Here is a 25,614-nt window from a genome sequence, read left to right on the forward strand (position 1 = left end):
GCCTGTGGGACGCCTTCAACGGCTATCACATGGGGCAGACGGCCGAAAACGTCGCGGCGAAGTTCCAGATCACCCGCGAGATGCAGGACGAATTCGCGCTGGCGTCGCAGAACAAGGCCGAAGCCGCGCAGAAGGCCGGGCGCTTCAAGGACGAAATCGTCCCCTTCACCATCAAGACCCGCAAGGGCGACATCGTGGTCGATGCGGATGAATATATCCGCCACGGCGCGACGATCGAGGCGATGCAGAAGCTGAAGCCCGCCTTCACCAAGGATGGCTCGGTCACCGCGGCCAATGCTTCGGGGATCAATGACGGCGCGGCCGCCGTGCTGCTGATGAGCGAGGAAGAAGCGATCAAACGCGGGCTCACGCCGCTGGCGCGCATCGCCTCCTATGCCACCGCGGGCGTGGATCCGGCGATCATGGGCATCGGCCCGGCCCCGGCCTCGCGCAAGGCGCTGGAGAAGGCGGGCTGGAAGGCCAGCGACCTCGATCTGATCGAGGCGAACGAGGCTTTTGCCGCCCAGGCCTGCGCAGTGAACAAGGAGCTGGGCTGGGATACCTCCAAGGTGAACGTCAACGGCGGCGCCATCGCCATCGGCCACCCGATCGGCGCCAGCGGCGCGCGCATCCTGAACACGCTGCTGTTCGAAATGAAACGCTCGGGCGCGCAGAAGGGCCTCGCGACGCTGTGCATCGGCGGCGGCATGGGCGTGGCCATGTGCCTCGAGGGACTCTGAGACCAAAGTCTGCGCGCAATAATCTTGCGCGCAGACAAAATACCGAATAACAATGTTGCCATCGAATTCGACATTAGGAGGAGTCATGTCGAGAGTTGCACTTGTCACCGGCGGCACACGCGGGATTGGCGCGGCGATTTCCATGGCGTTGAAAGACGCAGGCTACACCGTCGCGGCGAATTATGCCGGCAACGACGAAGCGGCGAAGGAATTCTCGCATGTCACCGGCATCCGGACGTTCAAATGGTCTGTCGCCGATTATGACGCCTGCGAGGAGGGGATCCGGCAGGTGGAGGCGGAACTCGGCCCGGTCGAGGTGCTGGTGAACAACGCGGGCATCACCCGGGACGCGCCGTTCCACAAGATGTCGCGCCAGCAGTGGAAAGAGGTGATCGACACCAACCTCTCGGGTCTGTTCAACATGACCCACCCGATCTGGGCCGGCATGCGCGAACGCAAGTTCGGCCGTATCATCTCTATCTCTTCGATCAACGGTCAGAAGGGGCAGTTCGGTCAGGCCAACTACTCGGCCGCGAAGGCGGGCGACCTCGGCTTCACCAAGGCTCTGGCGCAGGAGGGCGCGCGCGCCGGCATCACCGTCAACGCCATCTGCCCCGGCTATATCGCGACCGAGATGGTCATGGCCGTGCCGGAGAAGGTGCGCGAGTCGATCATCGCCACCATCCCCGTCGGCCGCCTGGGCGAGCCCGAGGACATCGCGCGCTGCGTCGTGTTCCTCGCCTCGGATCAGGCCGGGTTCATCACCGGCGCCACGATCACCGCGAACGGCGGCCAATACCTCACCTGAACCCTTGGCAAATCGCGTGGAGGCCCGCATGGTGCGGGCCTCTTTGCTTTGGGGGATGCATGTCGCGCGGTCAGGCAACGGTGATCGGTTTCTCGGCGGTGGCGCTCTGGGCGCTGCTGGCATTGTTCACCGTCGGCTCGGCGCCGGTGCCGCCGCTGCAGCTCAACGCGATCTGCTTCGCCATCGGTGGCGGGATCGGCCTGATCTGGGTCGCTCTCACCGAGGGCTTCGGCGTGCTGCGCCGGATCCCGATGAAGGTCTATGCCTTCGGCACCATCGCGCTCTTCGGCTACCACTTCCTGTATTTCACCGCCCTGCGCCTGGCGCCGCCGGCGGAGGCGAGCCTGATCGCCTATCTCTGGCCCCTGCTCATCGTGGTGTTCTCGGGCCTGCTGCCCGGCGAACGCCTGCGGGCGCTGCATGTGCTGGGGGCGCTCATCGCCTTTGGCGGCGCCGCGCTGATCGTCGCGCGCGGTGGCGTTTCGGCGCGGGCCGAGGCGCTGCCAGGCTACGGGCTGGCCTTTCTCTGCGCGCTGACCTGGTCGGCCTATTCGCTGGTCTCGCGCCGGCTGGGCGAAGTGCCCACGGCCGCCGTCGCGGTCTATTGCCTCGCCACGGCGTTCCTTTCGGCGCTGGCCCATCTGGCGCTGGAGCCCACGCTCTGGCCCGCAGGCATCAGCGGCTGGGGCGCGGTGCTCGCGCTCGGCCTCGGCCCGGTGGGCCTCGCCTTCTATACCTGGGATGTAGGGGTGAAGCGCGGAGATATTCAGCTTCTCGGCACGGCATCCTATGCGGCTCCGCTGCTGTCCACGCTGGCGCTCGTTCTTGCGGGCGTTGCAGCTGCCAGCCCGCTGTTGCTGCTGGCAGCTGCGATGATTGCGGCCGGCGCTTTTCTGGCGGCCATGGCAAGTAAATTGAAAAAGGGGGCTTCGGACTGATCGCCGAAGAGCTGCCTCAGGCCGGAACCTGTTCGAGACGCGTGATCTCCTCCTTGATGCGGAGCTTTTGCCGCTTCATCTCGGCGATCGTGAGATCATCGTACCCCGGCTTGCGATGCGCCCTGTCGACCTCCTCGGAAAGGGCGAGATGTTTCCTGCGCAGTTCGGCGATGTGCGAAGTCAGTGACATAGCAGTCTCCTCAGCTGTTTCGGTAAGCTCAGTGCACCACGTTTTCCGAGTCGTGTCACGAGAATGTCTTATTCATTTGGAAACAATCCACAGAACTCGCGAAATCTTGCGAAAGCCTTCTCAGAGAATGCGCAACTCTTCGCCGCGGCGCAGCACGGATTGCGCAATTTCCGTCAAATCTTCGGCATCCGCGGCATGTTCGCTCTGCGCATGCAGCACCAATGGTGCCAGCAGCCGGAACGGCGCGCGGCCGCCCTTGCGCACCCGCACGATCACCCGCCCCGCAGCACGCCCGGCCCGCGCCGCGATCGGCAGCACGGTGACGGAACCGCCCGGCAGCGCCGCGAGAATCGCAGGCAGCCGGTCTGCGTTCTGGATCATGGTCAGCCAGCCGCCCGGGTGCAGCCGCCGCAGCCCCGCGCCCAGCCAATCGGCCAGCGGCGTCGCCTCGCGCTGCGCGGTCTCGCGCCCGGCATCCGCGGCGGCGGTGCCCGTCCCCGCGCCGAAATAGGGCGGATTGGCGATCACATGATCGAAGCTCCGCGCCCGGAGCGCGGCAGGCATCCGCGCGAGATCGCCCTCAATCACCTCCAGCGCGATCCCGTTCGCCGCCGCATTGCGCCGCGCCAGATCGGCATAGGCCGGCTGCAGCTCCAGCCCGGTGAGCCGCAGCTCCGCCAGCCGCCAGCCGAGGCACAGGCTCGCCACCCCCGCGCCGCAGCCGAGCTCCAGCACCGCATCCCCCGGCCGTGCCGGGCAGGCCGCCGCCAGCAGCACCGGATCCATCGCCGCGCGGTAGCCATGGCGCGGCTGCGCCACCATCAGCCGCCCATCCAGGAACCGGTCCTGTGTCAGATCCGCCTCCGCAAACATCATTCCGGCCCGATCCCGTTGTCGCTCAGAATGGCGCGGGCGAGGAACAGGTCCCGCTGCGCGACCATCAGCCGCCGCGGCAGAATTCCGAGGCTGCCTTCGAGAATGCTCATGTGGACGTCGAGCTGAAAGGCCGTTATACCCTCGCCTTCAAGAAGGGCCGTCGCCAAAGCGATCTTGACCGGGTCCGTGGTGCGCAGAAGCTCTTTCATAGCCCTCACTTAGGGCCTGCGGGACAGGCTGTCGAGATGGGGGGATCGGAAGGAAGAATGATGAGCCTCGACGACAAGGCGACGAAGCCGCATGACAGACTGGCCCAGGCCCTCGCGGCCGATATGGACCAGGTCAACGCCCTGATCCGCGCGCGGATGTCCTCGGAGCATGCGCCGCGCATCCCCGAAGTGACCGCGCATCTGATCGAGGCGGGCGGCAAGCGGCTGCGCCCGATGCTGACGCTGGCCTCCGCGCGGCTCTGCGGCTACGAGGGGCCCTATCACCTGCATCTGGCGGCGACGGTGGAATTCATCCATACAGCGACCCTGCTGCACGACGATGTGGTGGACGAAAGCACCCAGCGGCGCGGCCGGCCAACGGCCAACCTGCTGTGGGACAACAAATCTTCGGTTCTGGTCGGCGATTACCTGTTCGCGCGCAGCTTCCAGCTGATGACCGAGGCGAACAACATGCGGGTGCTGAACATCCTCGCCAATGCTTCGGCGGTGATCGCCGAGGGCGAGGTGCTGCAGCTGACCGCAGCGCAGGATCTGCGCACCACCGAGGCGATCTACCTGCAGGTGATCCGCGGCAAGACGGCGGCGCTGTTTTCGGCGGCGACCGAGGTCGGCGCGGTGCTGGCTGGGGTGCCGGAGGAGCAGATCAAGGCGCTTTACGATTATGGCGACGCGCTCGGCATCGCCTTCCAGATGGCGGACGACCTGCTGGATTACGGCGGCTCCACCGCCGAGATCGGCAAGAATACCGGCGACGATTTCCGCGAGCGCAAGCTGACCCTGCCGGTGATCAAGGCGGTGGCCAAGGCCGATGCCGAGGAGCGCGCCTTCTGGACCCGCGTGATCGAGAAGGGGGACCAGCGCGAGGGCGACCTCGCGCAGGCGCTGGCGCTCATGGCCCGCCATGGCGCGCTGGAGGCCACCCGCGCCGAGGCGCTGGCCTGGTCCGAGCGGGCGCGGCATGCGCTGCGGCTGCTGCCCGAGCACCCTCTGCGCGAGATGCTCTCAGACCTCGCGGATTATGTGGTCGCGCGGCTGCGCTGAGGCCGTCTGATCGCCGAGCGCCCCGCAGGCGGCCCACCAGCTGGGCCGCGCGATGCGCACCCGCGCCAGCGCGGCCTCGGCCTCGACCAGCGTCGCATAGAGCGCGAAACAGGTGGCCCCCGAGCCCGACATCCGCGCCAGCCGGCACCCCGGCGTCGCGCGCAGCATCGCCAGCACCGTGCCGATCACCGGCGCCAGCGCCACCGCAGGCGGCTCCAGATCGTTGCGCCGCTCGCGCAGCCAGTCGATGCAGTCCACCGCGCCGCCGAAGGCAGGCAGCTCCGGCAGCGGCGGGTTCTCGCGCCAGCTGAGCGCCCGGAACACCGCGGGTGTCGCCACCTCCAGCCGTGGGTTGACCAGCACCGCGGGCAAAGGCGGCAGCGTCACCGGCTCCAGCTTCTCGCCGATGCCGCGCACCCGCGCCGGGCGCGGCACCAGACACATCGGCACATCGGCGCCCAGCCGCTCCAGCCCCTCGGGCGCGGCCCCGAGCGCGCGCAGCACCGCCGCCGCATCCGAAGAGCCGCCACCAATCCCCGAAGCAGGCGGCAGGTTCTTCTCCAGCGTGATCTCCGCCGTCCGCCCGGCCAGCGCGGCCGCCCGCAGCACCAGGTTCTCCGGCCCCTCGGGCACGCCCGCGGCCTCGGGCCCCGTCACCCGCAGCATCGGCGCCGCGGCCAGGGTGAGCCCGATCCGGTCGCCGAACGGCGCGAAAGCCACCAGCGAATCCAGCAGATGGTATCCGTCCGCGCGCTGCCCGGTAACATGCAGCGCCAGGTTCACCTTGGCCGGCGCCAGAACCTCAATCGGTGGCATGGAGCGGCTCCGCGCCCTCGTCTTTCAGCACCTGATCAAGGCCCACATCCAGCTTGCGCCGCACGCGCTCCATGTCCAGGTCCTCGCCCGGCCCGAGGCTCAGCGCCCGGCGCCACTGGAACTCCGCCTCACGCTTGCGCCCGACGGCCCAGTACACATCGCCCAGATGGTCGTTCAGCAGGGGTTCTGTCGAATCCAGCTCCACCGCCTTTTCCATATGGCCCACCGCCTCGTCGTAGCGGCCGAGCCGGTAGAGCGCCCAGCCGAGGCTGTCGAGGATATAGCCCTCCTCTGGCCGGGCGGCGACGGCGCGCTCGATCATGGAGAGCGCCTCGTCGAGGTTCTCCTTCCGCTCGACATAGGAATAGCCGAGGTAATTCAGCACCGAGGGCTGATCGGGGCTGAGCCGCAGCGCCTCGCGGAAATCCTTCTCCGCCTGCGGCCAGGCATCGGAGCGCGACTCCGCAATGCCCCGGGCGAAATAGACGAACCAGTCGCGCGGCTCCGGCGTGCCGATCAGGGCCACGGCCTTGTCATAGGCCTGCGCCGCCTCGGACCAGCGCTCCACCCGGCGCAGGTTGTCTCCCAGCGAAATCCAGACCGAGATCTGATCCGGCACGCTGCGCGAGAGCTTCTGCAGCACGTCGATCGCCGCATCGGTGCGCCCGGCCGCGACCATGGCTTCGGCCCGGCCAAGCTCCGTCGCCGGATGGATCGGGCTGTCTGCGGGCACCGCCGCGAACACGCCGATGGCGAGGTCATGCTGCCCCTGCGCCTCGAGGATCGAGGCCGCCAGCAGCGCCGCATCGCCGAATTGCGGGCGCAGCCACAGCGCCAGCCGCGCATGCACCAGCCCCACCGTGGAAGGGTCTTCCGCGTTCAGCGCCTGCGCCACCGCAAAGAACACCTCCGCCACACCATCGCGCGCGGAGCCCACCACGGTAAAGGGCAGCGCCTCGCCCTTCTCCAGCTGCGCGCGGATCGCGGTGAATTCGGGATCCAGCGCCGAGCCCATCGTCGTGTCGATCAGCTTGATGGCATCACCATCGCGTTCGAGCTGCGAGAGCACCTGCACATGCGCGAGGATCCCGCGCCGGGTGCCGTGCATCACCTTGGCCAGATGCCCGGAGAGGATCTTGTCCGCGCCCTCGTAATCGCCGACCATCGCGAGCGACAGCGCCTTGTGATAGGCCGCGAACCCCTCCAGCCCGCGCAGCTTGCCGACCTTGTCGAAGGCCTTCCCGGCCTCGGCCATCTGGCCTTCGCCCGCGCGCGCCCAGCCGCGATAGAGCCCGCCGACCAGATCGCCGGCATCCGCGCCCTTGTCCAGAAGCGCCACCGCCCCGGCAAAATCGTTGCGCTGCGCATGATCGGCCAGCGCCACCAGCACCGCGATCTGCCCGGCCTTGGCCCGCGTATCCGACACGACCACATCGGCCAGCCGCGCCGCCCGCTCATAATCCCCCATCGCCACATGGGTCACGAGCGCGCCTTCCTGCACATCCGGATTATCGGGCGCGGCCAGCAGCAGGCGGTCGTAATAATCCATCGCGGCCGCATAATCATTGGCGATGGAGGCCGAGCGCGCCGCCAGATAGGGCCCCGCCATATCCGCGGCCATCGCAGGCGGCGCCGCAGCGGTGCCCAGCAGCAGGGCGGCGATGGCAAGGCGCAGGAGCGGGAAGCTGACGGGCACGAGGAAGTCCTTTCCAAATTCGCTCCGACCCTAGCCAAGCAGGCCCGGCAAGGCAATGCGGGGCGCCCGCCGGGCGGGGGGCACTACACGGCGATGTGACGGCCGGGAAACAGAACGCCCTCCGGTGGGAGGGCGCCTGCTCACATGTTGGGATAGTTCGGGCCGTCTCCGCCCTGCGGCGTGGTCCAGGTGATGTTCTGGCTCGGGTCCTTGATGTCGCAGGTCTTGCAGTGGACGCAGTTCTGGAAGTTGATCTGGAACCGCGGCCCGTCCTCGCCCTCCAGCACCTCATAGACCCCGGCCGGGCAATAGCGCTGCGCGGGCTCGGCGAATTCGGGCAGGTTCACCCGCACCGGGACGGACGGGTCCTTCAGGCGCAGGTGGCAGGGCTGGCTTTCCTCGTGGTTGGTGAAGGAGAAGGCCACGTTCGTCAGCCGGTCGAAGCTGATCTTGCCATCGGGCTTCGGATAGTCGATCGGCTTGTAGTCCTTGGCATGGCCGGTAGCGAGGGCGTCGTTCTTGCCATGGCTCAGCGTGCCGAAGAACGAGAAGCCGAACAGGTCGTTCGTCCACATGTCGAGCCCGCCGAGCACGGTGGAGGCCACCAGCCCCCATTTGGACCACATCGGCTTCACGTTGCGCACCTTCTTCAGGTCCTGCCCCACGGGGCCGTTGCGCAGCTCGGTCTCGTAGGCGGAGAGCTCGTCGCCTTCGCGCCCGGCCTTGATCGCCTCGGCCGCGGCATTGGCCGCCGCAATCCCGGAGAGCATCGCATTGTGGTTGCCCTTGATCCGCGGCACGTTCACCAGCCCCGCGGAGCAGCCCAGCAGCGCGCCGCCCGGGAACACGACCTTCGGGATCGACTGATAGCCGCCCTCGGTGATGGCGCGGGCGCCGTAAGCCACGCGCTTGCCGCCCTCCAGCAGGTCCTTCACCAACGGATGGCTCTTGAAGCGCTGGAACTCCTGATAGGGGAACAGGTAGGGGTTCTTGTAGTTCAGGTGCACCACGAAGCCGATGAAGATCTGGTTGTTCTCGGCGTGATACAGGAACGAGCCGCCCCCGGCATTGCCGCCCAGCGGCCAGCCCATGGTATGGGTGACGGCGCCGAGCTTGTGCTTCGCCGGGTCGATCTCCCAGATCTCCTTCATGCCGAGGCCGAATTTCTGCGGCTCATGGCCCTTGGAGAGGTCGAATTTCTCGATCACGACCTTGCTCAGAGAGCCGCGCGCGCCTTCGGCCAGCAGCACGTATTTGCCGCGCAGCTCCATCCCCGGCTCGTAGCCCGGCCCCGGCGTGCCATCGGCCTCGCGGCCGAATTCGCCCGCGACGACGCCCACGACGCGCTCGCCCTCCCAGACCAGCTCCGAGCAGGACATGCCCGGGAAGATCTCCACCCCGAGCTCCTCGGCCTGGGTCGCCAGCCAGCGGCAGACATTGCCCATCGAGACGATGTACTTGCCGTGGTTCGACATGAACCGCGGCATCGGCCAGTTCGGCAGCCGCAGGGAGCCTGCCGGCCCGAGCACGAAGAAATTGTCTTCCTTCACCTCGGTTGAGATCGGCGCGCCCTTGTCCTTCCAGTCCGGGATCAGCGCATCGAGCCCGACCGGATCCAGCACCGCCCCCGACAGGATATGCGCGCCCACCTCCGAGCCCTTTTCCAGCAGGACCACGTTCAGCTCCGGGTCGATCTGCTTCAGCCGGATCGCCGCAGAAAGCCCCGCAGGCCCCCCGCCGACGATCACGACGTCATATTCCATCGATTCCCGCTCGATCTCGGACATGTGCTTGGCCTCCCGTCGGCTTGCCATACGCTTGCTTGGCCCCGTAGCTAGCCTACCCGCTGCAACGAAGCAATTGTGACGCTGCGATTGCGCGCAACATTCGTTCGCCATCCCATGCCCAACCGGCATATGGCCCTCCGGGAGCGACATCCCGTTCCCCGGAGGCGTCGCAACGGCAAAATATGACCACGCCCCTTGACTCGGGGGCGCAAGGACAGATTTACACTCGGTAATCAAAAGCAGGCAGCCGGGCATAGGCACCATGGAAAAGATACCGATGACGCGCGCCGGGTACGACGTACTCGACGGGGAACTCAAGATGCTGAAGACGGTCGAGCGCCCCTCGGTCATCAAGGCCATCGCCGAGGCGCGCGAACATGGCGACCTGTCGGAAAACGCCGAATACCACGCCGCCCGCGAGAAGCAGAGCTTCGTCGAGGGCCGGATCAAGGAGCTGGAATCGATCCTCGGCCTCGCCGAGGTGATCGACACCGCGCGGCTTTCGGGCTCGATCAAGTTCGGCGCCACGGTGACGATCATCGACGAGGACAGCGACGAGCAGCGCACCTATCAGATCGTCGGCGAGGCCGAGGCGGATCTGGAGCGCGGCCTGCTCAACATCCGCTCCCCCATCGCCCGCGCCCTGATCGGCAAGGACGAGGGCGACAGCGTCGAGGTGCGCACGCCGGGCGGGGTGCGCAGCTACGAGGTCATCTCGGTCCGCTTCGTCTGACGGGGGCCGGTGATGGAGGCAGACGCATCGGAGCCGAAACCGCGCGCGCCCCTGCAGGGGCTGAGCGCGCCTGCGCTCGGGCAGGCCGAGCAGATCGCGCTCGGGGTCAGCGCGGTCTGGCTGCTGCTGGTGCTGGCGTTCTGGCTGTTCATGCCCGCGGGCGATGGCAGCCTGTCCTCGGTCATCCTGACGCTGGTGGGCGTGGCCCTGCCGCTGGTGCTGATCTGGGTGGCAGCGCTGGCTGCGCGGACCGCCCGGGCGATGCGGGCGGAGGCACAGGAGCTGCGCGCCACGATCGAGGCGATGCGCGCCACCCTGGCCAGCCGCCCGGCCGCGCCGGCGGAGCTTGAGAAGAAGCTCGACGAAGTCGCCAAGACCGCCGAGACCGCGATCGCGACCTTCACCTCGCACCGGGACCGCAGCGCGACCGTCCCCTCGGCCGACCGCAAGGCGGCCCTGGTGGCCCCGAAGCCCACCGCGCCCGAGGAGGCCCAGCCCGCGCTCGCGCTCGGCACGCCCTCCGAGGCCCTCGCCGATCCGGTCTCGGTGAGCGATTTCGTGCGCGCGATGAATTTCCCCGACAATGCCGAGGACAAGGAGGGCTTCCGCGCGCTGCGCCGCGCTCTGGAGGACCGCACCATGGCCAAGCTGATCCGGGCCGCGCAGGACGTGCTGAACCTGCTCGCACAGGACGGCATCTACATGGACGATCTCGCCCCCGAGCACGCCCGCCCCGAGCTCTGGCGCCGCTTCGCCCAGGGCGAACGCGGGCGCGAAGTGGCGGCCGTCGGCGGCGTGCGGGACCGCTCCTCGCTCGCGCTCACCGCCGGGCGGCTGCGCACCGACACGATCTTCCGCGACGCGGCGCATCATTTCCTGCGCCAGTTCGACCGCACCTTCACCGATTTCGAGCGCAATGCCTCCGATCAGGAGGTGATCGGCCTGGCCGATACCCGCACCGCGCGGGCGTTCATGCTGCTGGGCCGGGCGGCGGGCATCTTCGGCTAGAGCGGCAGCGTCATTTCGTGGCAGGTGCGGAAGCCGTAGATCGCCTTGGTGAGGCGGCTGCGGCGGATGCCGCTGCGGCGAAAGCCGAGCCAGTCGTAAAGCTCCAGCGCCTGGGTATTGCCCTCCACCACATCCAGAAGCACCGCGCGGTAGCCCTCACCCCGAGCCCAGCCGATGAGCGCCTCTGCGAGCTGCGCCCCCACGCCCTGGCCGCGCGCCTCCGGCGCCACCACCAGCCCATCGACGATGATCGCGCCGACCGGCAGATCCTGCGCCAGAACCGAAAGCGCCCGGCTGCGCCAGAGCGCCCCCAGCCGCCCGTAAACCGCCTGCAGGTCCTCGTAGGTACCGCCGACGAAAGCGCCCTGCGGCGTGCGAAAGCCGATCACGCCCACCACCTGCCCGCCCGGATCCAGCGCCAGGAAGGCGTGGCCCGGCAGCATCACCCGCTCGATGAAGGCCAGCGCCCGGCGCTCCGGCCCCATCACCCGGCCGAGCTTGCGCCCGAAGGCCTGCCAGTACAGGCAGGCCGCCGCGGCCCGCTGCGAGGGCGCGATTCCGTGCTGAATGCTCACGGCGCGGGACATGACGGCCCTGCCTGCATTTTCCCCTCCCCATGCAGCCCTGCCCATTGCGCCCGATACAATCCTTCGCTTGGCCTGGCTGCACACTGCCCATAGAACTGTTGCACAAGACGGGTCCGAGCAAAAGAATGTCCGAAAAAATCGCGCTTCGTGCGGCATACCTGCGCGGCGTCGGCCAGGCGCTGCCCTTCATTCTGGTCATCGTGCCCTTCGGCATGCTGTTCGGCGTGGCCGGAATGGATGCGGGCATGAGCATCGCGCAGGTGATGGGCTTCACCATCCTGGTGATCGCCGGGGCCTCGCAGTTCACCGCGGTGCAGCTGATGAACGACCATGCCCCGGTGCTGGTGGTGGTGGTCACGGCGCTGGCGGTGAACCTGCGGATGGCGATGTATTCCGCGGCCCTGGCGCCGCATCTCGGCGCCGCGCGGCGCTGGCACAAGGTGCTGATCTCCTATTTCATGATCGACCAGAGCTTCGCCATTGCCGCGCAGGCCTATGAGAAGGCGCCGGAGCGGCCGCTGGCCGAAAAGCTCGCGCTTTTTGCCGGGGCCTGCACGCCCACCTGCATTCCCTGGGTGATCGCGACGCTGGCCGGCGCGGTGCTGGGCAAGGCGATCCCGCAGGGGCTGGCGCTCGATTTCGCGGTGCCGGTGACGTTTCTGGCGATGATCGCGCCGATGCTGCGCTCGGTGCCGCATCTGGCGGCGGCGGTGGTCTCGGTGCTGGCGGCGCTGGCGCTGTCGTTCCTGCCCTCGGGCACCGGGATCCTGATCGCGGCGGTGCTCGCGATGGCCGCCGGGGCGCAAACCGAACTCTGGCTGGCGCGGAGGGCGGGCAAATGACCACGGCCGCGTATTACGGCAGCCCCGCGATCTGGCTCATCATCGCGCTGCTCGGCATCGGCACCTTCCTGCTGCGCTATTCCTTCCTCGGCGTGGTCGGGCGGCGGCAGCTGCCGGACTGGGCTTTGCGCTACCTGCGCTATACCGCCGTGGCGGTGCTGCCCGGGCTGGTGGCGCCGCTGGTGCTGTGGCCGCAGGCCACAGGCGGCACGCCGGATCCGGCGCGGCTGCTGGCGGCGGGGGCCACGGTGGCCGCGGGCATTGCCACGCGCAACACGCTCGCGGCGATCGTTGCGGGCTTCGTCACGCTCTATCTCGGGCTGTGGCTGATCGGCTAGCGCGCGTTCGTCCGCCGCTCCGCGCCGCGGCTCTTCTCGATCTCCACCATCAGCACGCCCGAGTTGTCATCGGGGTCGTTGTCGTAATGCATTTCGCTGACAGCGCCCGGGAGCTTGCCGAAGGCATCCGACAGCTTCAGCGGGGAGAAGGTATGCGGCAGCGTCTCGAAGCCCGGCACGCTGCGCAGGATCTCCGATGTCGCCCGCGCGCAGAACATCTTGTTCACCGCGCCATAGGCCTCCGCCTGGCGGATCAGCGCATCGGCCTGTTCGCGCGTCACCGGCACGCGCTGCTCGCGCACGTCCCAGGTCTCGCGGGCATGATAGTCGATGTAGAATTTGTACATCCGGTCGGTGATGCCATAGTCCACGTCGTTGCGCTCCGGAACCCAGGGGTGGTTCCAGGTCCCAGCCGGATCGAAGATCACCCGCTGCGAGCCGTCGATCATCAGCGCCGAATGCCCGCCCTGCCCCGAGGTCTTGCCGATCACGGTGAACAGCGTCACCGAAGGCGGGTTGCCGGTGCGCACGATCGCCTTTTCCACGGCCGCATCGGGGGCCCAGACGGGCTGGGCACCGCAGGCGCCGAGCGCGAGCGGCAGGATCAGGCACAGGATCATTCGGCGCACTGCCGCACTCCTTCGTCATCCGGTCATGGCGGGGGCGGCGGCGCGGGGCGCCTAACCGTTTGCCAGCGCAAGAAAGACCAGAAACGCCAGAATGACAATCACCGCGACGGTGACAAAACGCACAAAGCCCGCGAATGTTCTTTCATGGTCACGGATTTCCATCTGCCCGTGCTGATGCTCGGCCATGATCTCCTCCCTCTCTCTCCCGAAGGCAAGGCTAGCCTGCGCCGCCCGGGCTGTCGAGCGTCCAGATCCAGATGCCGTCGCGGGTCTCGCGGCGCAGCTCGCCCAAATGCAGCAGGTGGTTCAGATGCGCCACCGCCTCGACCAGCGCCAGCCCGTATTCCGCCTCGCCGATCGGGCGCTTGAACAGCGCCGGGAAACAGGCCGTGGCCGGGCGCGGCCCCTCGGCCAGCAGCGCGCGCAGCCGGTTCAGCGCGCCCTCGTGGTTCTCGATCATCTGCCGCAGGCGCAAAGGCAGGCCGCTGAACGGCAGCTTGTGCCCGGGCAGGACCAGATGCCGCTCCTGCGCCAGCGGCTCGAACCTGCGGCAGCTCTCCAGCCAGTCGGCCACCGGATCGGCCGCGGGCTCAGTCGCATAGACCCCGAGATTGGCCGAGATGGAGGGCAAGAGCTGATCCCCGCCCAGCACGAGGTCATCGTCCTCGGACCACAGCGTCGCATGATCGGGCGCGTGGCCCTCGCCGATCCGCACCCGCCAGCGCCGCCCGCCCGCAGCGATCACGTCATCCTCCCGGATCCGCTGATAGCCGAGCGGCAGCGGATGCACCGAATCGGCGAAATTGAACGGCCGCTCCTGCGCGCGCCGCGCCAGAAGCCCCGGCTCCATCCCCGCCGCGCGCCAGAAGGCCAGCGTTTCCGAGACCGGCAGCCGCTGCTCATCGAGCTGCAGCATCCGCGCAAAAAGCCACGAGGTGCGCGTGGTGATCAGCGCAGCCCCCCGCGCCTGCAGCCAGCCCGCAAGGCCGATATGGTCGGGGTGGTAATGCGTCACGATCACCCGCCGCACCGGCCGGCCGGCCAGCGGCCCCGCCAGCGCCGCCTCCAGCGCGGCGCGGCAGGCGGGCGTATTGATCCCCGGATCGACCAGCGTCCAGCCATCGCCATCGTCGAGCGCATAGGCATTCACATGATCGAGCGCCATCGGCAGCGGCAGGCGCAGCCACAGCACCCCGGGGGCGATTTCCACCGCCTGCCCCGGGGCCGGGGGCTCGGGCCACGGATAGCGCAGCCCCGCCCTGTCCGGCCGCGGGCTCAGACTGCCAGCTCCGCGTCGCTCAGCGCATAGAGGCCGGCGGCGCCTTCCTTCGCCTCGGCGAGGCAGGCCGCAGCCTGCGGCAGCAGCCGGCGGATATAGACGGCCGCCAGCTTCGCCCGCGCCGATCCCGCGCCCTCTGCAAGCGCCGCGCGCAGGTGGTAATGCGCGCCCAGCACCCGCGCGAAGGCGCGCAGATAGGGCACCGCGCCCGCGAACCGGTCCTGCGTGCCCTGCGCCACCATCCATTCGGTATGCTCGCGCAGGCTCTCGGCCGCGTGCCACAGGTCTTCGGCCAGCTCCGGCAGCGCCTCGCGCGCGGCCTTGGCCTCGTCCTCCACCTCCTGCAGCAGGCGGAACGCGGCCTTGCCGCCGTCCATCATCTTGCGGCCCACGAGGTCCATCGCCTGAATGCCGTTGGTGCCCTCGTAGATCGCGGTCACCCGCACGTCGCGGTAGAATTGCGCGGCCCCCGTCTCCTCGATGAAGCCCATGCCGCCATGCACCTGAACGCCCTGATCGGCGACCCACATGCCGGTATCGGTGCCATAGGCCTTGGCGATCGGGGTCAGCAGCGCGGCACGCGCCTTGTAGGCCTCGTCGCCGGTCGCATGGCCCATATCGATCGCCACCGCACAGGCGAGCGCGATCGCGCGCGCGGCAAAGACTTCGGCCTTCATCTCCGCCAGCATCCGGCGCACATCGGCGTGCTGGATGATCGGCGCGAACTGCACCCGGTCCAGCGCGTATTCATAGGCTTTCTGATAGGCCGCCTCGGCGATGCCGATGCCCTGCACGCCCACGTTCAGCCGGGCGTTGTTCATCATGGTGAACATCGCGGCCATGCCCTTGTTCGGCCCGTCCACCAGCCAGCCCTTCGCGCCCTCGAAGCTCATCACGCAGGTGGGCGAGCCATGCAGGCCCATCTTGTGCTCCAGCGACACGACCTTCAGGCTGTTCGCGACGCCCGGGTTGCCGTTCTCGTCGGGGATGTATTTCGGCACCAGGAACAGCGAGATGCCCTTGGTCCCGGGCACGCCGTCGGGCAGCCGCGCCAGCACCAGATGGCAGACGTTCGTGGTCACGTCGCTGTCGCCCCAGCTGATGAAGATCTTCTGCCCGGTCACGGCATAGGTGCCGTCGCCGTTCGGTTCGGCCTTGGAGCGCAGCGCGCCCACATCGGACCCGGCCTGCGGCTCGGTCAGGTTCATCGTGCCCGACCATTCGCCCGAGGCGAGCTTCGGGATATAGAGCTCCTTGATCTCGTCCGATGCGTGATGCTCCAGCGCGTCGATCTGGCCCTGGGTCAGCAGCGGGTTCAGCTGCAGCGCGAGATTCGCCCCCGCCATCATGTCGTTCACCGCGATGGCTACCGTCAGCGGCAGGCCCATCCCGCCGTATTCCGCAGGCCCCGCGACCGAAACCCAGCCGCCCTCGGCGATCTGCGCATAGGCCTCCTTGAAGCCCGGCGAGGCGCGCACCACCCCGTTTTCGAGCTTCGCGGGCGTCAGGTCGCCGTTGCGGTTCAGGGGCGCCATCACCTCGTCGCACAGGCGCCCGGCCTCGGTGAGGATTGCCTCGACGGTATCGCCGGTGGCCTCGGCGAATTTCTCGGTCCCCGCCACGGGGGCCAGCGGCACGACCTTGTCCAGAATGAATTGCAGCTCGGAAACGGGCGAACGATAAGGCATGGCTTTCTCCTCGGGAGCCGTCAGGTGCTTGGCAACCGGGCCCGGCACGCTTAAGACCTGCGGTGTAACCCGGGCAACTTACCGCAAGGGAACGCCCCTTCAATCGCAACGCAGCGTCACGGATGCAAGGGAGACAGATGGCCGAGATCCTCAGCCCCGACGAAACGGGCCTTTCCCGCGCCGCGCGGCTGCTCTCCGAAGGGCAGCTCGTCTCCTTTCCGACCGAAACCGTCTATGGCCTTGGCGGCCATGCGCGCGACAGCCATGCGGTGGCCGCGATCTATGCCGCGAAGGGCCGCCCCGCCTTCAACCCGCTGATCGTGCATGTGCCCGATCTGGCCGCGGCGGAGCGGATCGCGGTGTTCTCCGATGCCGCGCGCGATCTGGCGCGGCGGTTCTGGCCCGGGCCGCTGACGCTGGTGCTGCCGCTGCGCCCCGAGGCCGGGATTTCCGATCTGGTCACAGCGGGGCTCGATACGGTGGCGCTCCGCGTGCCCGCGCATCCGGTGGCGCAGGGGCTGCTGCGCGCCTTCGGCGGGCCGGTCGCGGCGCCTTCGGCCAATCCTTCGGGCAAGATCAGCCCGACGCGGGCCTGCCATGTGGTGGAGGGGCTCGGCGGGCGCATCGCGGGGATCGTGGATGGCGGACCCTGCTCCGTCGGGGTGGAATCGACGATCCTCTCGCTCGATCCGCCGATGGTGCTGCGCCCCGGCGGCCTCGCGAGCGAGGATCTGGAGGCGGCTCTGGGCCAGAAGCTGCCCACGGGCGGCGATGCGGCAAAGCCGAACGCGCCGGGGCAGCTCCTCTCGCATTACGCCCCCGGGGCGCCGGTGCGGCTGATGGTGCGCGCCCCTGATCCGGACGAGGTCTGGATCGGCTTCGGCGCCTGCCCCGGCGCGGCGCTCAACCTCTCGGCCAGCGGCGATACCACCGAGGCGGCCGTGCACCTGTTCAGCGCCCTGCGCGCCGCGGACCGGATCGCCACCGAGCGCGGTGCGCGCGGCATTGCGGTGGCTCCCGTGCCCGAAACCGGCCTCGGGCGCGCGATCAATGACCGCCTGCGCCGGGCCGCAGCGCCCCGCCCGGCGGAGTGACCCAGCCCGGCCGCGCAGGATGCCTGGCCTTACGGGATGAAGGGAAAAACGCCCGGGGGGAGAAGCTTTGCAGCGCCTTCGGGCACAGCCCCTGAATTCGCCCCATCCAGGCCTTGCGAAGGGGCTTTTCCGCCGCCTCTCAGGCCCGCCCGGCCGCGGCAGAGAGCGTATGCGGGTCGATCCCCATCGCGGCCAGCGCCCGGATCCATTTGGTGGCATGGTCGCCATCGAGCGTGATCGCGGCATTGCCATCGGCCACCAGCCAGCCATTGGCGAGGATCTCCGCCTCCAGCTGGCCCGGCCCCCAGCCCGCATAGCCGAGCGCCAGCAGCGCCTGCTGCGGCCCCTGCCCGGCGGCGATATCCTCCAGAATGTCGCGGGTGGCGGTGACGCAGAGCTCGTCCGAGACCTCCATCATCCCGCCCTGGCCCTGCCAGTCGCGCGAATGCAGCACGAAGCCGCGCCCCGTCTCCACCGGCCCGCCGAACAGGATCGGTGCGGCGCGGCGCTGATCCGAGGCGGTGACCTGAATCCCGAGCTGCCCGAGCAGCTCACCGAGGCCCGGCTTCGCCATCGGCTTGTTCACGATCAGGCCCATCGCCCCCTCGGGCGAATGCGCGCAAAGTGCGACGACGGAATGTTCGAACCGGGGATCGTCCAGCCCCGGCATGGCGATCAGCATCTTGCCCGTCAGATCCATAGCCCAAGCCTCCCGGCGCGAAGGGCGCCTGCCCCCAAGGTGGCGCCGCCCGACCGCACGATCAAGCCCCGGGCGCGGCATTCACGCCACATCGCGGCGCTCTGGCGCGTTTGTGACTTGGAGCGCCCCCCGGGCGGCGCTATGCCCGATACATGCCCAGACTCGCCTGCCTCCTGATGATCTCCTGCCTCGCCCAGCCCGCCTCGGCGCAGGACGCGCTGCCCCCCGGCATGGCCGGGGCGCGGGTGCTGGATGGCTGGCGCACGCCGGAGGGCGATTATATCGCCGCGCTGAAAATCGAGCTGGAGCATGGCTGGAAAACCTACTGGCGCGTGCCCGGCGAGGCCGGCATCCCGCCGGTGCTGAATTTTGCCGGATCGGAGAACATTGCGGCTATCAGCGTGATCTGGCCCGCGCCGGAGGTCTTCGACCAGAACGGCATGCGCACCGTCGGCTATCACGACGAGATGATCCTGCCGCTCCGGATCCGGCCGAAGAACCCGGACGGGCCGGTGCGGCTCGATGCGGATATGGAGATCGGCATCTGCCGCGATGTGTGTGTGCCGGTGACGCTCGATCTGGAGGCGGGGCTGCAGGGCCCGGGCGCGCCCAACCCCGAAATCCGCCGCGCGATGGCCGCCGTGCCCGAGCCGCGCCCCGGCAGAGCGCGCTGCGCGGCCGAACCCATCGCCGATGGCATGCGCGTCACCGCGGTGATCGACCTGCCGCCGGAGCCGAACGAGACCGCGCTGTTCGAGCTGCGCTCGCATCCGGTCTGGGTCTCGGAGCCCGTGGTGGAGCGCGCGGGCGGGCTGCTGTTTGCCTCCGCCGAATTCGTGCCCGACGCGGCAAAGCCCTTCCCGCTCGATCCGCAAGACCTGCGCATCACCGTGCTCAGCGACAGCGGCGCGGTGCAGGTTGACGGCTGCCCGGAGGACTGACACACCGGTTGCCACCGCCGCCAGAGGTCCACCCATGCCGCTCTCGATCCCCGTCGCCCCCTTTGCCGGGCAGCCCGACCTCCCCGCCCGCACCGAGGTCGTCGTCATCGGCGGCGGCATCATCGGGGTCTGCACGGCGCTGACGCTCGCGGAACGCGGCGTGCCGGTGGTACTGTGCGAAAAGGGCGTGATCGCGGGCGAGCAATCCGCGCGCAACTGGGGCTGGGTGCGGCAAATGGGCCGCGACCCGGGCGAGATCCCGCTTTCCATCGCCTCGCGCGTCCTGTGGGAGGGGATGAACGCCCGCACCGGCGCCGAAACCGGCTTCCGCCGCACCGGCATCAGCTATCTGTGCTACACGCAGCACGATCTCGATCATTGGGGCGGCTGGCAGGCCAAGGGCGCGGCCGCCGGGGTCGATGCGCGGATGCTGAGCGCGGCCGAGGCCCATGCGCTGCTGCCTGGGGCGGAGCCCGGCCTGCGCGCGGCGCTGCATTGCCCGAGCGATGGCCGCGCCGAGCCCTGGATTGCCGTGCCCGCCATGGCCGAGGCCGCCCGCCGCGCCGGGGCCGCGATCCTCACCCAATGTGCCGTGCGCAGCATCGAGACCGCCGCCGGGCGCATCAGCGGCGTGATCACGGAGCGCGGCCCGATCGCCTGCTCGCAGGTGGTGCTGGCGGGGGGCGCCTGGTCGCGGCTGTTTGCGGGCAATATTGGCCTCGATTTCCCGCTGCTGAAGGTGATCGGCACGGTGGCGCGGGTCACCGGGGTCAGCGGCGTGTCGGAGATGCCGGTGGGCGCCGGGCGCTTCGCCTATCGCAAACGGCTGGACGGGGATTTCTCGGTGGCGCTGCGCAACGCCAATATCGCGCCGATCGTGCCTGACAATTTCCGCCTGCTCCGCGAATACCTGCCTTCGCTCGTCAGCTCCTGGCGCGAGCTGAAGCTCCGCCTCGGCCCGAGCTTCCTCGCCGAGGCACGGATGCCGCGCCGCTGGGCGCCCGATGCGGTGACCCCGTTCGAGCAGGTCCGCTCGCTCGATCCGGCCCCGAACCCGGGCTTCACCCGCACCGCGATGGCGCATCTGCAGGCCGCCTTCCCGGCCTTCCGCAGCGGCCGCATCGTGCAGGAGTGGGCCGGCGTGATGGACGTGACCCCCGATGCCGTGCCGGTGATTTCGCCGGTCGGCGCCCTGCCCGGCTTTCACATCGCGGCCGGGTTTTCGGGCCATGGCTTCGGGATCGGCCCGGCCTCGGGGCAGCTGATGGCGGACCTGATCATGGGCACGCCGCCGATTGTCGATCCGGCGCCCTTCGCGCTCCGCCGCCTGCGCCCGGATCTGGCCTGAGCGGCGTTTTCCGCCCGGGATGGTCGCGCCGGGAGCGGGCGGGCGGAGCCATCCGCGCTAGGCACGGGCATAGCCCACAGGAGCCGCCATGCCCGCCGATGCCACCCCGCTTGCCAGCCTGCTCAAGGGCTTCTCGATCGAGGTGACGCCGCGGACGCTGGCGCAGGCGGGCGATCTGCGCGCGCTGCTGCCTGCGGGCACGACCGTGTTCATCGCCCATATCGCGGGCACGCCGATGGCGCAAATGGTGCAGGCGGCAGGCGCGCTGCGGGCGCAGGGCTTCGAGCCGCAGCCGCATATCCCCGCGCGCCTGCTGCGCGACCGCGCCGAACTGGCCGATTGGCTCGCGCGCTACCGCGATGCGGCCGGGGTGCGGCGCGCGCTGCTTCTGGCGGGCGGTGTGGCTGCGCCTGCAGGCTGCTTTGCGGATTCGATGCAGCTGGTGGAAACCGGGCTCTTCGATGCGATGGACTTCGCGGGCCTGTCCTTCGCGGGCCATCCCGAGGGCAGCCCCGACATTGCGCCGGAGGCGCTGGAGGCCGCGCTGCGCTGGAAGCAGGCGCTCGCGCAGCGCACAGCGGCGCAGGTGGAGCTGGTGACGCAATTCGCCTTCGAGGCCGCGCCGATCCTGAGCTGGGCCGAGCAGATCGCGGCGGCGGGGATCGATCTGCCGCTGCGCGTGGGCCTTGCGGGGCCCGCCAAATTGCAGACCCTGCTGCGCTACGGGCTCAGCTGTGGCGTGGGTGCTTCGCTGAAGGTGCTGCAACGGCGCGCCGGAGATCTCGGCCGGCTTCTGCGCCCGATCACCCCCGATGCGGTGGCCGCGGATCTCGCGCAGGCACTGGGCCGGATCGCGGCGCTGCATCTGTTCCCGCTGGGCGGGATCGCGGCGGCGGCCGAATGGGCGCGCGCGGCGCGCAGCTAGCCCAGCCGCCCCCGCAACGACAGCAGATCCGCCCAGGCCTCGCGCTTCGCATGCGGCTGGCGCAGGAGGTAGGCCGGATGCGTCATCGGCAGGGCGGGCCGGCCGAAGGCCTCGGCCCAGGTGCCGCGCAGCCGCAGGATGCCGCGCTGCCCGAGCGCCGCAGCACAGGCCGCATTGCCCATCAGCACCAGGAAATCCGGGTCCGCCAGCGCCACATGCCGCGCGAGGAACGGCAGCAGCATCGCGATTTCGGCAGGCTCCGGGTCGCGGTTGCCGGGCGGGCGCCAGGGCAGCACATTGGTGATATAGAAGGCCTGCTCCGGCGCGGGGCTCTGGCGCGCAAGCCCGATCGCGCCGAACATCCGGTCCAGCAGCTGGCCCGCGCGGCCGACGAAGGGCTTGCCCTGCAGGTCCTCGTCGCGGCCCGGGGCTTCGCCGATGATCATCACCCGCGCTTTCGGATTGCCATCCGAGAACACGGTGTTGCGCGCGCCTTTCTTCAGCTCGCAATGATCGAAGGCCGCGATCGCCTCGCGCAGATCGTCGAGCGTGCGTGCCGCGGCCGCGGCCGCGCGCGCCACCCCCACCGGATCCACCTGCGGCTCCGCGACCGGCTGCGGGGCTGCCGCCGCCGCGGGCTTCGGCACCGCCAGGTGATCGGGCAGCGCATAGGCATCCACCGGATCGTCGCCCACGGCCGCATCGACGCCGAGCTCGATCAGCCATTCGAGCGCGGCGCGGGCGGCAATGGGGTCCAGATCGGCATCGAGCATCATTTCGTGACCCTATGCCGCCCGCGCGCGGGGGTAAAGCCGCTGGACGCGCCGCTGCCCGTTTGTCATAAGGCGGGCGGACAACATCGGAGGCAGGTCATGGCATTCCGCGCGCGGCACCTTCTGGGCATCGAACATCTGGCGCCGGAGGAGATCGTGACCGTTCTCGACCTCGCCGACCGCTATGTGGAGCTGAACCGGCGCACGGTGAAACGCACCGATGCGCTGGCGGGCATGACCCAGATCAACATGTTCTTCGAGAATTCGACCCGGACCCAGTCCAGCTTCGAGCTGGCGGGCAAGCGGCTCGGCGCCGATGTGATGAACATGTCGATGCAGAATTCCTCCGTGAAGAAGGGCGAAACGCTGATCGACACGGCGCTCACGCTCAATGCGATGCACCCCGACCTGCTGGTGGTGCGCCATGGCGCCTCGGGCGCGGTCGATCTGCTGGCGCAGAAGGTGAACTGCGCGGTGATCAACGCGGGCGACGGCCGCCATGAACACCCGACCCAGGCGCTGCTCGATGCGCTCACCATCCGCCGCGCCAAGGGCCGGATCCAGGGGCTGACGGTCGCGATCTGCGGCGATGTCGCGCACAGCCGGGTGGCGCGTTCGAACATGCTGCTGCTCGGCAAGATGGAAAACCGGATCCGCCTCGTCGGGCCGCCGACGCTGATGCCCTCGGGGATTTCCGAATTCGGCGTCGAGGTGACGGACGACATGCGCGCGGGCCTTGAGGGCGCCGATGTGGTGATGATGCTGCGCCTGCAGAAAGAGCGGATGGACGGCGGCTTCATCCCCTCCGAGCGCGAATATTTCTTCCGCTACGGCCTCGATGCCGAGAAGCTGAGCTTTGCCAAACCCGATGCGATCGTGATGCACCCCGGCCCGATGAACCGGGGCGTGGAGATCGACGGCACCATTGCCGACGACATCACCCGCTCGGTGATCCAGGAGCAGGTGGAGATGGGCGTCGCGGTGCGGATGGCGGTGATGGACCTCTTGGCGCAGAACCTGCGCGCGCTGCGCGGCCGGGCGCTGGTGGAGGGTATCGATGTCTGACAGCGGCCCCGGGGACCGGCCGCAAGGCCATCCGTCGCGCGACGCGTTGCGCGACGAGGACCCGGTGCTGCTCGGCCACGACGACCATACCCCCGCGACCGCCCCCGCCTTCTGGCAGGGCATCGTCGCGCCGCGCGAAACCATCCTGTGGCACGGACGGCCGGACCCGGCGCTGCGGCCCGCGCCGCGGGTACGGGTGGGGCCGCCGGTGCTGATCGCGGCGGTTGCCATCGCGGGGCTCGCGCTCGCGCTGCTGCTGCGCGAGGGCGGCGGGATGCCCGCAAAGGTGGTGGCGCTGTGCGTGCTGCTCGGCGCCGGGCTGGTGGTGATGCGCGCGCTGCCCTCGCGGCGGCGCCACCCGGCCGATATCTATTACCTGATCACCGACCGCGCGGCCTATATGGCCGGCCTGTGCCCCGGCGCGCCGCCCGATGTGCGCCGCCACGAAATCACGCCGCAAATGCCGGTGACCGCCAGCGACACTTCGGTGCGGCTCCAGGTGGGCACCCGCAGCCCCGGCAGCGACCGCCATGACGTGCCCGTCTACCTCGCCATCGGCCCGATCGCCGATGCCGCCGCAGTGCGCGCGCTGATCCGCAACATTCAGAAGGGGAAGCCATGACCCTGTTCCTAGAGAACGCCCGCCTGATCGACCCCGCCGCCGGCACCGAAAGCCGCGGCAGCCTGCTGGTGCAGGACGGCATCATCCGGGGCGTCGGCCTGGTGGAGGTGCCGGAGGGCGCCGAGGTGGTGGATTGCGGCGGAGCCTGCCTCGCGCCCGGGATCGTGGACTGGGGCGTGAAGATCGGCGAACCGGGCGAGCGCCACAAGGAGAGCTTCCGCTCCGCGAGCCTCGCCGCGGCGGCAGGCGGCGTGACGACCATCGTCGCGCGGCCCGATACCCTGCCCGCGATCGACACCCCCGAAGCGCTCGAATTCGCCACCCGCCGCGCGGGCGAGGCGCAGGTCCGGATCCGGCACATGGCCGCGCTCACCAAGGGCCGCGCCGGGCGCGAGATGACCGAGATCGGCTTCCTGATGGATGCGGGCGCGATCGCCTTTACCGATGCCGACCACGTTGCGACCGATACCAAGGTGCTCAGCCGCGCCTTCACCTATGCCCGGGCCTGCGGCGCGCTGGTGGTGGGCCATCCGCAGGAGCCGGGCCTGAGCCATGGCGCCGCGGTGACATCGAGCAAATTCGCCTCGCTGCGCGGCCTGCCCGGCGTGAGCCCGATGGCCGAGCGGATGGGGCTGGAGCGCGACCTCGCGCTGGTGGAGATGACGGGCGTGCGCTACCACGCCGATCAGATCACCACCGCCGCGGCGCTGCCCGCGCTGGAGCGCGCGCGCGCAGCGGGGCTCGATGTGACGGCGGGGATTTCGGTCCATCACCTGACGTTGAATGATTATGACGTCGGCGATTACCGCACCTTCTTCAAGCTGAGCCCGCCCTTGCGCGCCGAAGCCGACCGGATCGCGATGATCGAGGCGGTGGCCGCGGGGGTGATCGACGTGATCTGCTCCATGCACACGCCGGCCGACGAGGAATCGAAGCGCCTGCCCTTCGAGGAGGCGGCCGCCGGGGCGGTTGCGCTCGAAACCCTGCTGCCGGCGGCGCTGCGGCTGGTGCATGCCGGGCATCTGAGCCTGCCGCAGCTGTTCCGCGCGCTCTCGCTCAACCCGGCGCGGCGGCTCGGCCTGCCGCAGGGGCGGCTGGAAATCGGCGCGCCCGCGGACCTCGTGCTGTTCGATCCGGATGCGCCTTTCGTGCTGGATCGCTTCAAACTGCAGTCGAAATCGAAGAATACTCCCTTCGACGGCGCCCGGATGCAAGGAAAGGTTCTTGCCACGATCGTCGCGGGCGTGCAGGTATACAATAACAACCAATAACACCAACAACAAAAACACGAGGCAAGGCAATGCCGGGGGCAGAGAACGGGGCCATACTGTTGGTCGCGGTGGCGGTGCTGGGCTATCTGCTCGGCGCGATTCCGTTTGGAGTGGTGATCACCCGCCTGATGCGCCTCGGCGATCTGCGCCAGATCGGCTCCGGCAATATCGGCGCGACCAACGTGCTGCGCACCGGCAACAAGGCCGCGGCGCTCGCGACGCTGATCCTCGACGGGGCGAAGGGCGCGGCCGCGGTGCTGCTTGCGCGCTTCGTGCTGCATGACGAGACCGCCGCGGTGATTGCGGGGGGGGCCGCCTTCATCGGGCATCTGTATCCGGTCTGGCTGAAGTTCAAAGGCGGCAAGGGGGTTGCGACCTTCCTCGGCACGCTGCTCGCGCTGGCCTGGCCGGTGGGGATCGCGGCCTGCCTCACCTGGCTGGTCACGGCGGTGCTCTCCCGGCTCTCCTCGCTCTCGGCGCTGGTCGCGGCGGCGGCCTCGGTGCCGCTCGCGCTGGTGATGGGGTACCGCGAACTGATGCCGATGATGACGGTGATGGCGCTGCTGATCTTCTGGCGCCACCGCGCCAATATCCAGCGCATCGCCCAGGGCCGCGAACCGAAGATCGGCAAGAAGTCTTGATTTCCGGC

29 protein-coding genes are annotated in these 25,614 nt (G+C 69.3%); 16 read left to right on the forward strand and 13 right to left on the reverse strand.

Annotated elements, in window-relative coordinates; genetic code table 11:
• The 3 genes from ACOMG5_RS07475 to ACOMG5_RS07485 all read left to right on the forward strand — a co-directional run.
• On the forward strand, window positions 1-740 hold a 740-nt coding region (locus tag ACOMG5_RS07475), incomplete at its 5' end, for an acetyl-CoA C-acyltransferase (RefSeq protein WP_420343168.1).
• 85 nt (window positions 741-825) lie between these two features.
• The gene (locus ACOMG5_RS07480; protein ID WP_420343169.1) at window positions 826-1,548 is read left to right on the forward strand and encodes a beta-ketoacyl-ACP reductase; all 723 of its coding nucleotides are present in this window, start codon (window positions 826-828) and stop codon (window positions 1,546-1,548) included.
• 59 nt (window positions 1,549-1,607) lie between these two features.
• A complete protein-coding gene (locus ACOMG5_RS07485) occupies window positions 1,608-2,486 on the forward strand; it encodes a DMT family transporter (protein WP_420343170.1) in 879 nt (292 codons plus the stop codon).
• A 16-nt stretch (window positions 2,487-2,502) separates the two neighbouring features.
• On the opposite strand, the gene ACOMG5_RS07490 is transcribed toward ACOMG5_RS07485, so the two are convergent.
• The 3 genes from ACOMG5_RS07490 to ACOMG5_RS07500 form a co-directional block, all read right to left on the reverse strand.
• Window positions 2,503-2,676 (reverse strand): YdcH family protein, encoded by a 174-nt coding sequence (locus tag ACOMG5_RS07490; protein ID WP_420343171.1) that lies wholly within the window; start codon window positions 2,674-2,676, stop codon window positions 2,503-2,505.
• 120 nt (window positions 2,677-2,796) lie between these two features.
• Window positions 2,797-3,549, reverse strand: coding sequence for a tRNA1(Val) (adenine(37)-N6)-methyltransferase (locus ACOMG5_RS07495; RefSeq protein ID WP_420343204.1), 753 nt, complete (start codon window positions 3,547-3,549; stop codon window positions 2,797-2,799).
• Complete coding sequence (locus ACOMG5_RS07500) at window positions 3,549-3,761, reverse strand: DUF2007 domain-containing protein (RefSeq protein WP_420343172.1); 213 nt, start codon at window positions 3,759-3,761, stop codon at window positions 3,549-3,551. The genes ACOMG5_RS07495 and ACOMG5_RS07500 overlap by 1 nt, the downstream gene beginning before the upstream one ends.
• A 60-nt stretch (window positions 3,762-3,821) precedes the next feature.
• On the opposite strand from ACOMG5_RS07500, the gene ACOMG5_RS07505 reads away from it, so the two are divergent.
• Window positions 3,822-4,823, forward strand: coding sequence for a polyprenyl synthetase family protein (locus ACOMG5_RS07505; protein ID WP_420343173.1), 1,002 nt, complete (start codon window positions 3,822-3,824; stop codon window positions 4,821-4,823).
• Here ACOMG5_RS07505 and ACOMG5_RS07510 read toward each other — a convergent pair.
• The 3 genes from ACOMG5_RS07510 to ACOMG5_RS07520 all read right to left on the reverse strand — a co-directional run bounded on the left by ACOMG5_RS07510 (window position 4,785) and on the right by ACOMG5_RS07520 (window position 9,122).
• Complete coding sequence (locus ACOMG5_RS07510) at window positions 4,785-5,639, reverse strand: 4-(cytidine 5'-diphospho)-2-C-methyl-D-erythritol kinase (RefSeq protein WP_420343174.1); 855 nt, start codon at window positions 5,637-5,639, stop codon at window positions 4,785-4,787. The genes ACOMG5_RS07505 and ACOMG5_RS07510 overlap by 39 nt on opposite strands.
• Entirely contained in the window at window positions 5,626-7,335 is a 1,710-nt protein-coding gene (locus ACOMG5_RS07515) for a tetratricopeptide repeat protein (RefSeq protein ID WP_420343175.1), read from the reverse strand. The genes ACOMG5_RS07510 and ACOMG5_RS07515 overlap by 14 nt, the downstream gene beginning before the upstream one ends.
• A gap of 140 nt (window positions 7,336-7,475) precedes the next feature.
• Window positions 7,476-9,122 (reverse strand): 4Fe-4S dicluster domain-containing protein, encoded by a 1,647-nt coding sequence (locus tag ACOMG5_RS07520; protein ID WP_420343176.1) that lies wholly within the window; start codon window positions 9,120-9,122, stop codon window positions 7,476-7,478.
• A gap of 262 nt (window positions 9,123-9,384) precedes the next feature.
• Here ACOMG5_RS07520 and greA point away from each other — a divergent pair, with 262 nt between their 5' ends.
• Together greA and ACOMG5_RS07530 are read left to right on the forward strand one after the other, a co-directional pair.
• A complete protein-coding gene (gene greA / locus ACOMG5_RS07525) occupies window positions 9,385-9,855 on the forward strand; it encodes a transcription elongation factor GreA (protein WP_420343177.1) in 471 nt (156 codons plus the stop codon).
• A 12-nt stretch (window positions 9,856-9,867) separates the two neighbouring features.
• The gene (locus ACOMG5_RS07530) at window positions 9,868-10,863 is read left to right on the forward strand and encodes a hypothetical protein (RefSeq protein WP_420343178.1); all 996 of its coding nucleotides are present in this window, start codon (window positions 9,868-9,870) and stop codon (window positions 10,861-10,863) included.
• On the opposite strand, the gene ACOMG5_RS07535 is transcribed toward ACOMG5_RS07530, so the two are convergent.
• Complete coding sequence (locus tag ACOMG5_RS07535) at window positions 10,860-11,450, reverse strand: GNAT family N-acetyltransferase (RefSeq protein WP_420343179.1); 591 nt, start codon at window positions 11,448-11,450, stop codon at window positions 10,860-10,862. The two genes, ACOMG5_RS07530 and ACOMG5_RS07535, sit on opposite strands and share 4 nt — an antisense overlap.
• A gap of 125 nt (window positions 11,451-11,575) precedes the next feature.
• Between ACOMG5_RS07535 and ACOMG5_RS07540 the strand changes: the two genes are divergently transcribed.
• Window positions 11,576-12,292: an AzlC family ABC transporter permease gene (locus ACOMG5_RS07540; protein WP_420343180.1), complete on the forward strand. Its 717-nt coding sequence runs from the start codon at window positions 11,576-11,578 to the stop codon at window positions 12,290-12,292.
• The gene (locus ACOMG5_RS07545) at window positions 12,289-12,630 is read left to right on the forward strand and encodes an AzlD domain-containing protein (protein WP_420343181.1); all 342 of its coding nucleotides are present in this window, start codon (window positions 12,289-12,291) and stop codon (window positions 12,628-12,630) included. The genes ACOMG5_RS07540 and ACOMG5_RS07545 overlap by 4 nt, the downstream gene beginning before the upstream one ends.
• Here ACOMG5_RS07545 and ACOMG5_RS07550 read toward each other — a convergent pair.
• From ACOMG5_RS07550 to ACOMG5_RS07565, 4 genes are all read right to left on the reverse strand, one after another.
• On the reverse strand, window positions 12,627-13,250 hold the full coding sequence (locus ACOMG5_RS07550; protein ID WP_420343205.1) for a hypothetical protein: 624 nt from the start codon (window positions 13,248-13,250) through the stop codon (window positions 12,627-12,629). The two genes, ACOMG5_RS07545 and ACOMG5_RS07550, sit on opposite strands and share 4 nt — an antisense overlap.
• Before the next feature lie 60 nt (window positions 13,251-13,310).
• The gene (locus ACOMG5_RS07555; protein WP_420343182.1) at window positions 13,311-13,445 is read right to left on the reverse strand and encodes an aa3-type cytochrome c oxidase subunit IV; all 135 of its coding nucleotides are present in this window, start codon (window positions 13,443-13,445) and stop codon (window positions 13,311-13,313) included.
• 31 nt (window positions 13,446-13,476) lie between these two features.
• Window positions 13,477-14,469 (reverse strand): MBL fold metallo-hydrolase, encoded by a 993-nt coding sequence (locus tag ACOMG5_RS07560; protein ID WP_420343183.1) that lies wholly within the window; start codon window positions 14,467-14,469, stop codon window positions 13,477-13,479.
• A 65-nt stretch (window positions 14,470-14,534) separates the two neighbouring features.
• On the reverse strand, window positions 14,535-16,226 hold the full coding sequence (locus ACOMG5_RS07565) for an acyl-CoA dehydrogenase (RefSeq protein ID WP_420343184.1): 1,692 nt from the start codon (window positions 16,224-16,226) through the stop codon (window positions 14,535-14,537).
• A 137-nt stretch (window positions 16,227-16,363) separates the two neighbouring features.
• Between ACOMG5_RS07565 and ACOMG5_RS07570 the strand changes: the two genes are divergently transcribed.
• Entirely contained in the window at window positions 16,364-17,320 is a 957-nt protein-coding gene (locus ACOMG5_RS07570) for an L-threonylcarbamoyladenylate synthase (protein WP_420343185.1), read from the forward strand.
• 139 nt (window positions 17,321-17,459) lie between these two features.
• Here the strand turns inward: ACOMG5_RS07570 and ACOMG5_RS07575 are convergent, their stop codons facing one another.
• Window positions 17,460-18,020, reverse strand: coding sequence for a YqgE/AlgH family protein (locus ACOMG5_RS07575; RefSeq protein ID WP_420343186.1), 561 nt, complete (start codon window positions 18,018-18,020; stop codon window positions 17,460-17,462).
• Between the two features lie 152 nt (window positions 18,021-18,172).
• Between ACOMG5_RS07575 and ACOMG5_RS07580 the strand changes: the two genes are divergently transcribed.
• The 3 genes from ACOMG5_RS07580 (at window position 18,173) to ACOMG5_RS07590 (ending at window position 21,234) form a co-directional block, all read left to right on the forward strand.
• A complete protein-coding gene (locus tag ACOMG5_RS07580) occupies window positions 18,173-18,961 on the forward strand; it encodes a protein-disulfide reductase DsbD domain-containing protein (protein WP_420343187.1) in 789 nt (262 codons plus the stop codon).
• Between the two features lie 34 nt (window positions 18,962-18,995).
• On the forward strand, window positions 18,996-20,309 hold the full coding sequence (locus ACOMG5_RS07585) for an NAD(P)/FAD-dependent oxidoreductase (protein WP_420343188.1): 1,314 nt from the start codon (window positions 18,996-18,998) through the stop codon (window positions 20,307-20,309).
• Between the two features lie 88 nt (window positions 20,310-20,397).
• The gene (locus ACOMG5_RS07590; RefSeq protein WP_420343189.1) at window positions 20,398-21,234 is read left to right on the forward strand and encodes a methylenetetrahydrofolate reductase; all 837 of its coding nucleotides are present in this window, start codon (window positions 20,398-20,400) and stop codon (window positions 21,232-21,234) included.
• Here the strand turns inward: ACOMG5_RS07590 and ACOMG5_RS07595 are convergent.
• Window positions 21,231-22,007, reverse strand: coding sequence for a uracil-DNA glycosylase (locus ACOMG5_RS07595; protein WP_420343206.1), 777 nt, complete (start codon window positions 22,005-22,007; stop codon window positions 21,231-21,233). The genes ACOMG5_RS07590 and ACOMG5_RS07595 overlap by 4 nt on opposite strands.
• A 99-nt stretch (window positions 22,008-22,106) precedes the next feature.
• Here ACOMG5_RS07595 and ACOMG5_RS07600 point away from each other — a divergent pair, with 99 nt between their 5' ends.
• Genes ACOMG5_RS07600 through plsY form a run of 4 tightly spaced genes read left to right on the forward strand, consistent with a single transcriptional unit; the run spans window position 22,107 to window position 25,606 of the window.
• A complete protein-coding gene (locus ACOMG5_RS07600; protein ID WP_420343190.1) occupies window positions 22,107-23,072 on the forward strand; it encodes an aspartate carbamoyltransferase catalytic subunit in 966 nt (321 codons plus the stop codon).
• Entirely contained in the window at window positions 23,065-23,694 is a 630-nt protein-coding gene (locus ACOMG5_RS07605) for a hypothetical protein (protein WP_420343191.1), read from the forward strand. Before ACOMG5_RS07600 ends, ACOMG5_RS07605 begins: the two co-directional genes overlap by 8 nt.
• Window positions 23,691-24,965: a dihydroorotase gene (pyrC, locus tag ACOMG5_RS07610; protein WP_420343192.1), complete on the forward strand. Its 1,275-nt coding sequence runs from the start codon at window positions 23,691-23,693 to the stop codon at window positions 24,963-24,965. Before ACOMG5_RS07605 ends, pyrC begins: the two co-directional genes overlap by 4 nt.
• A 29-nt stretch (window positions 24,966-24,994) precedes the next feature.
• A complete protein-coding gene (gene plsY / locus ACOMG5_RS07615; RefSeq protein WP_420343193.1) occupies window positions 24,995-25,606 on the forward strand; it encodes a glycerol-3-phosphate 1-O-acyltransferase PlsY in 612 nt (203 codons plus the stop codon).
• Window positions 25,607-25,614: the final 8 nt, after the last annotated feature.

The sequence above is a fragment of the Paenirhodobacter sp. genome (genome assembly GCF_041916475.1).
Lineage (GTDB): Bacteria > Pseudomonadota > Alphaproteobacteria > Rhodobacterales > Rhodobacteraceae > Rhodobacter.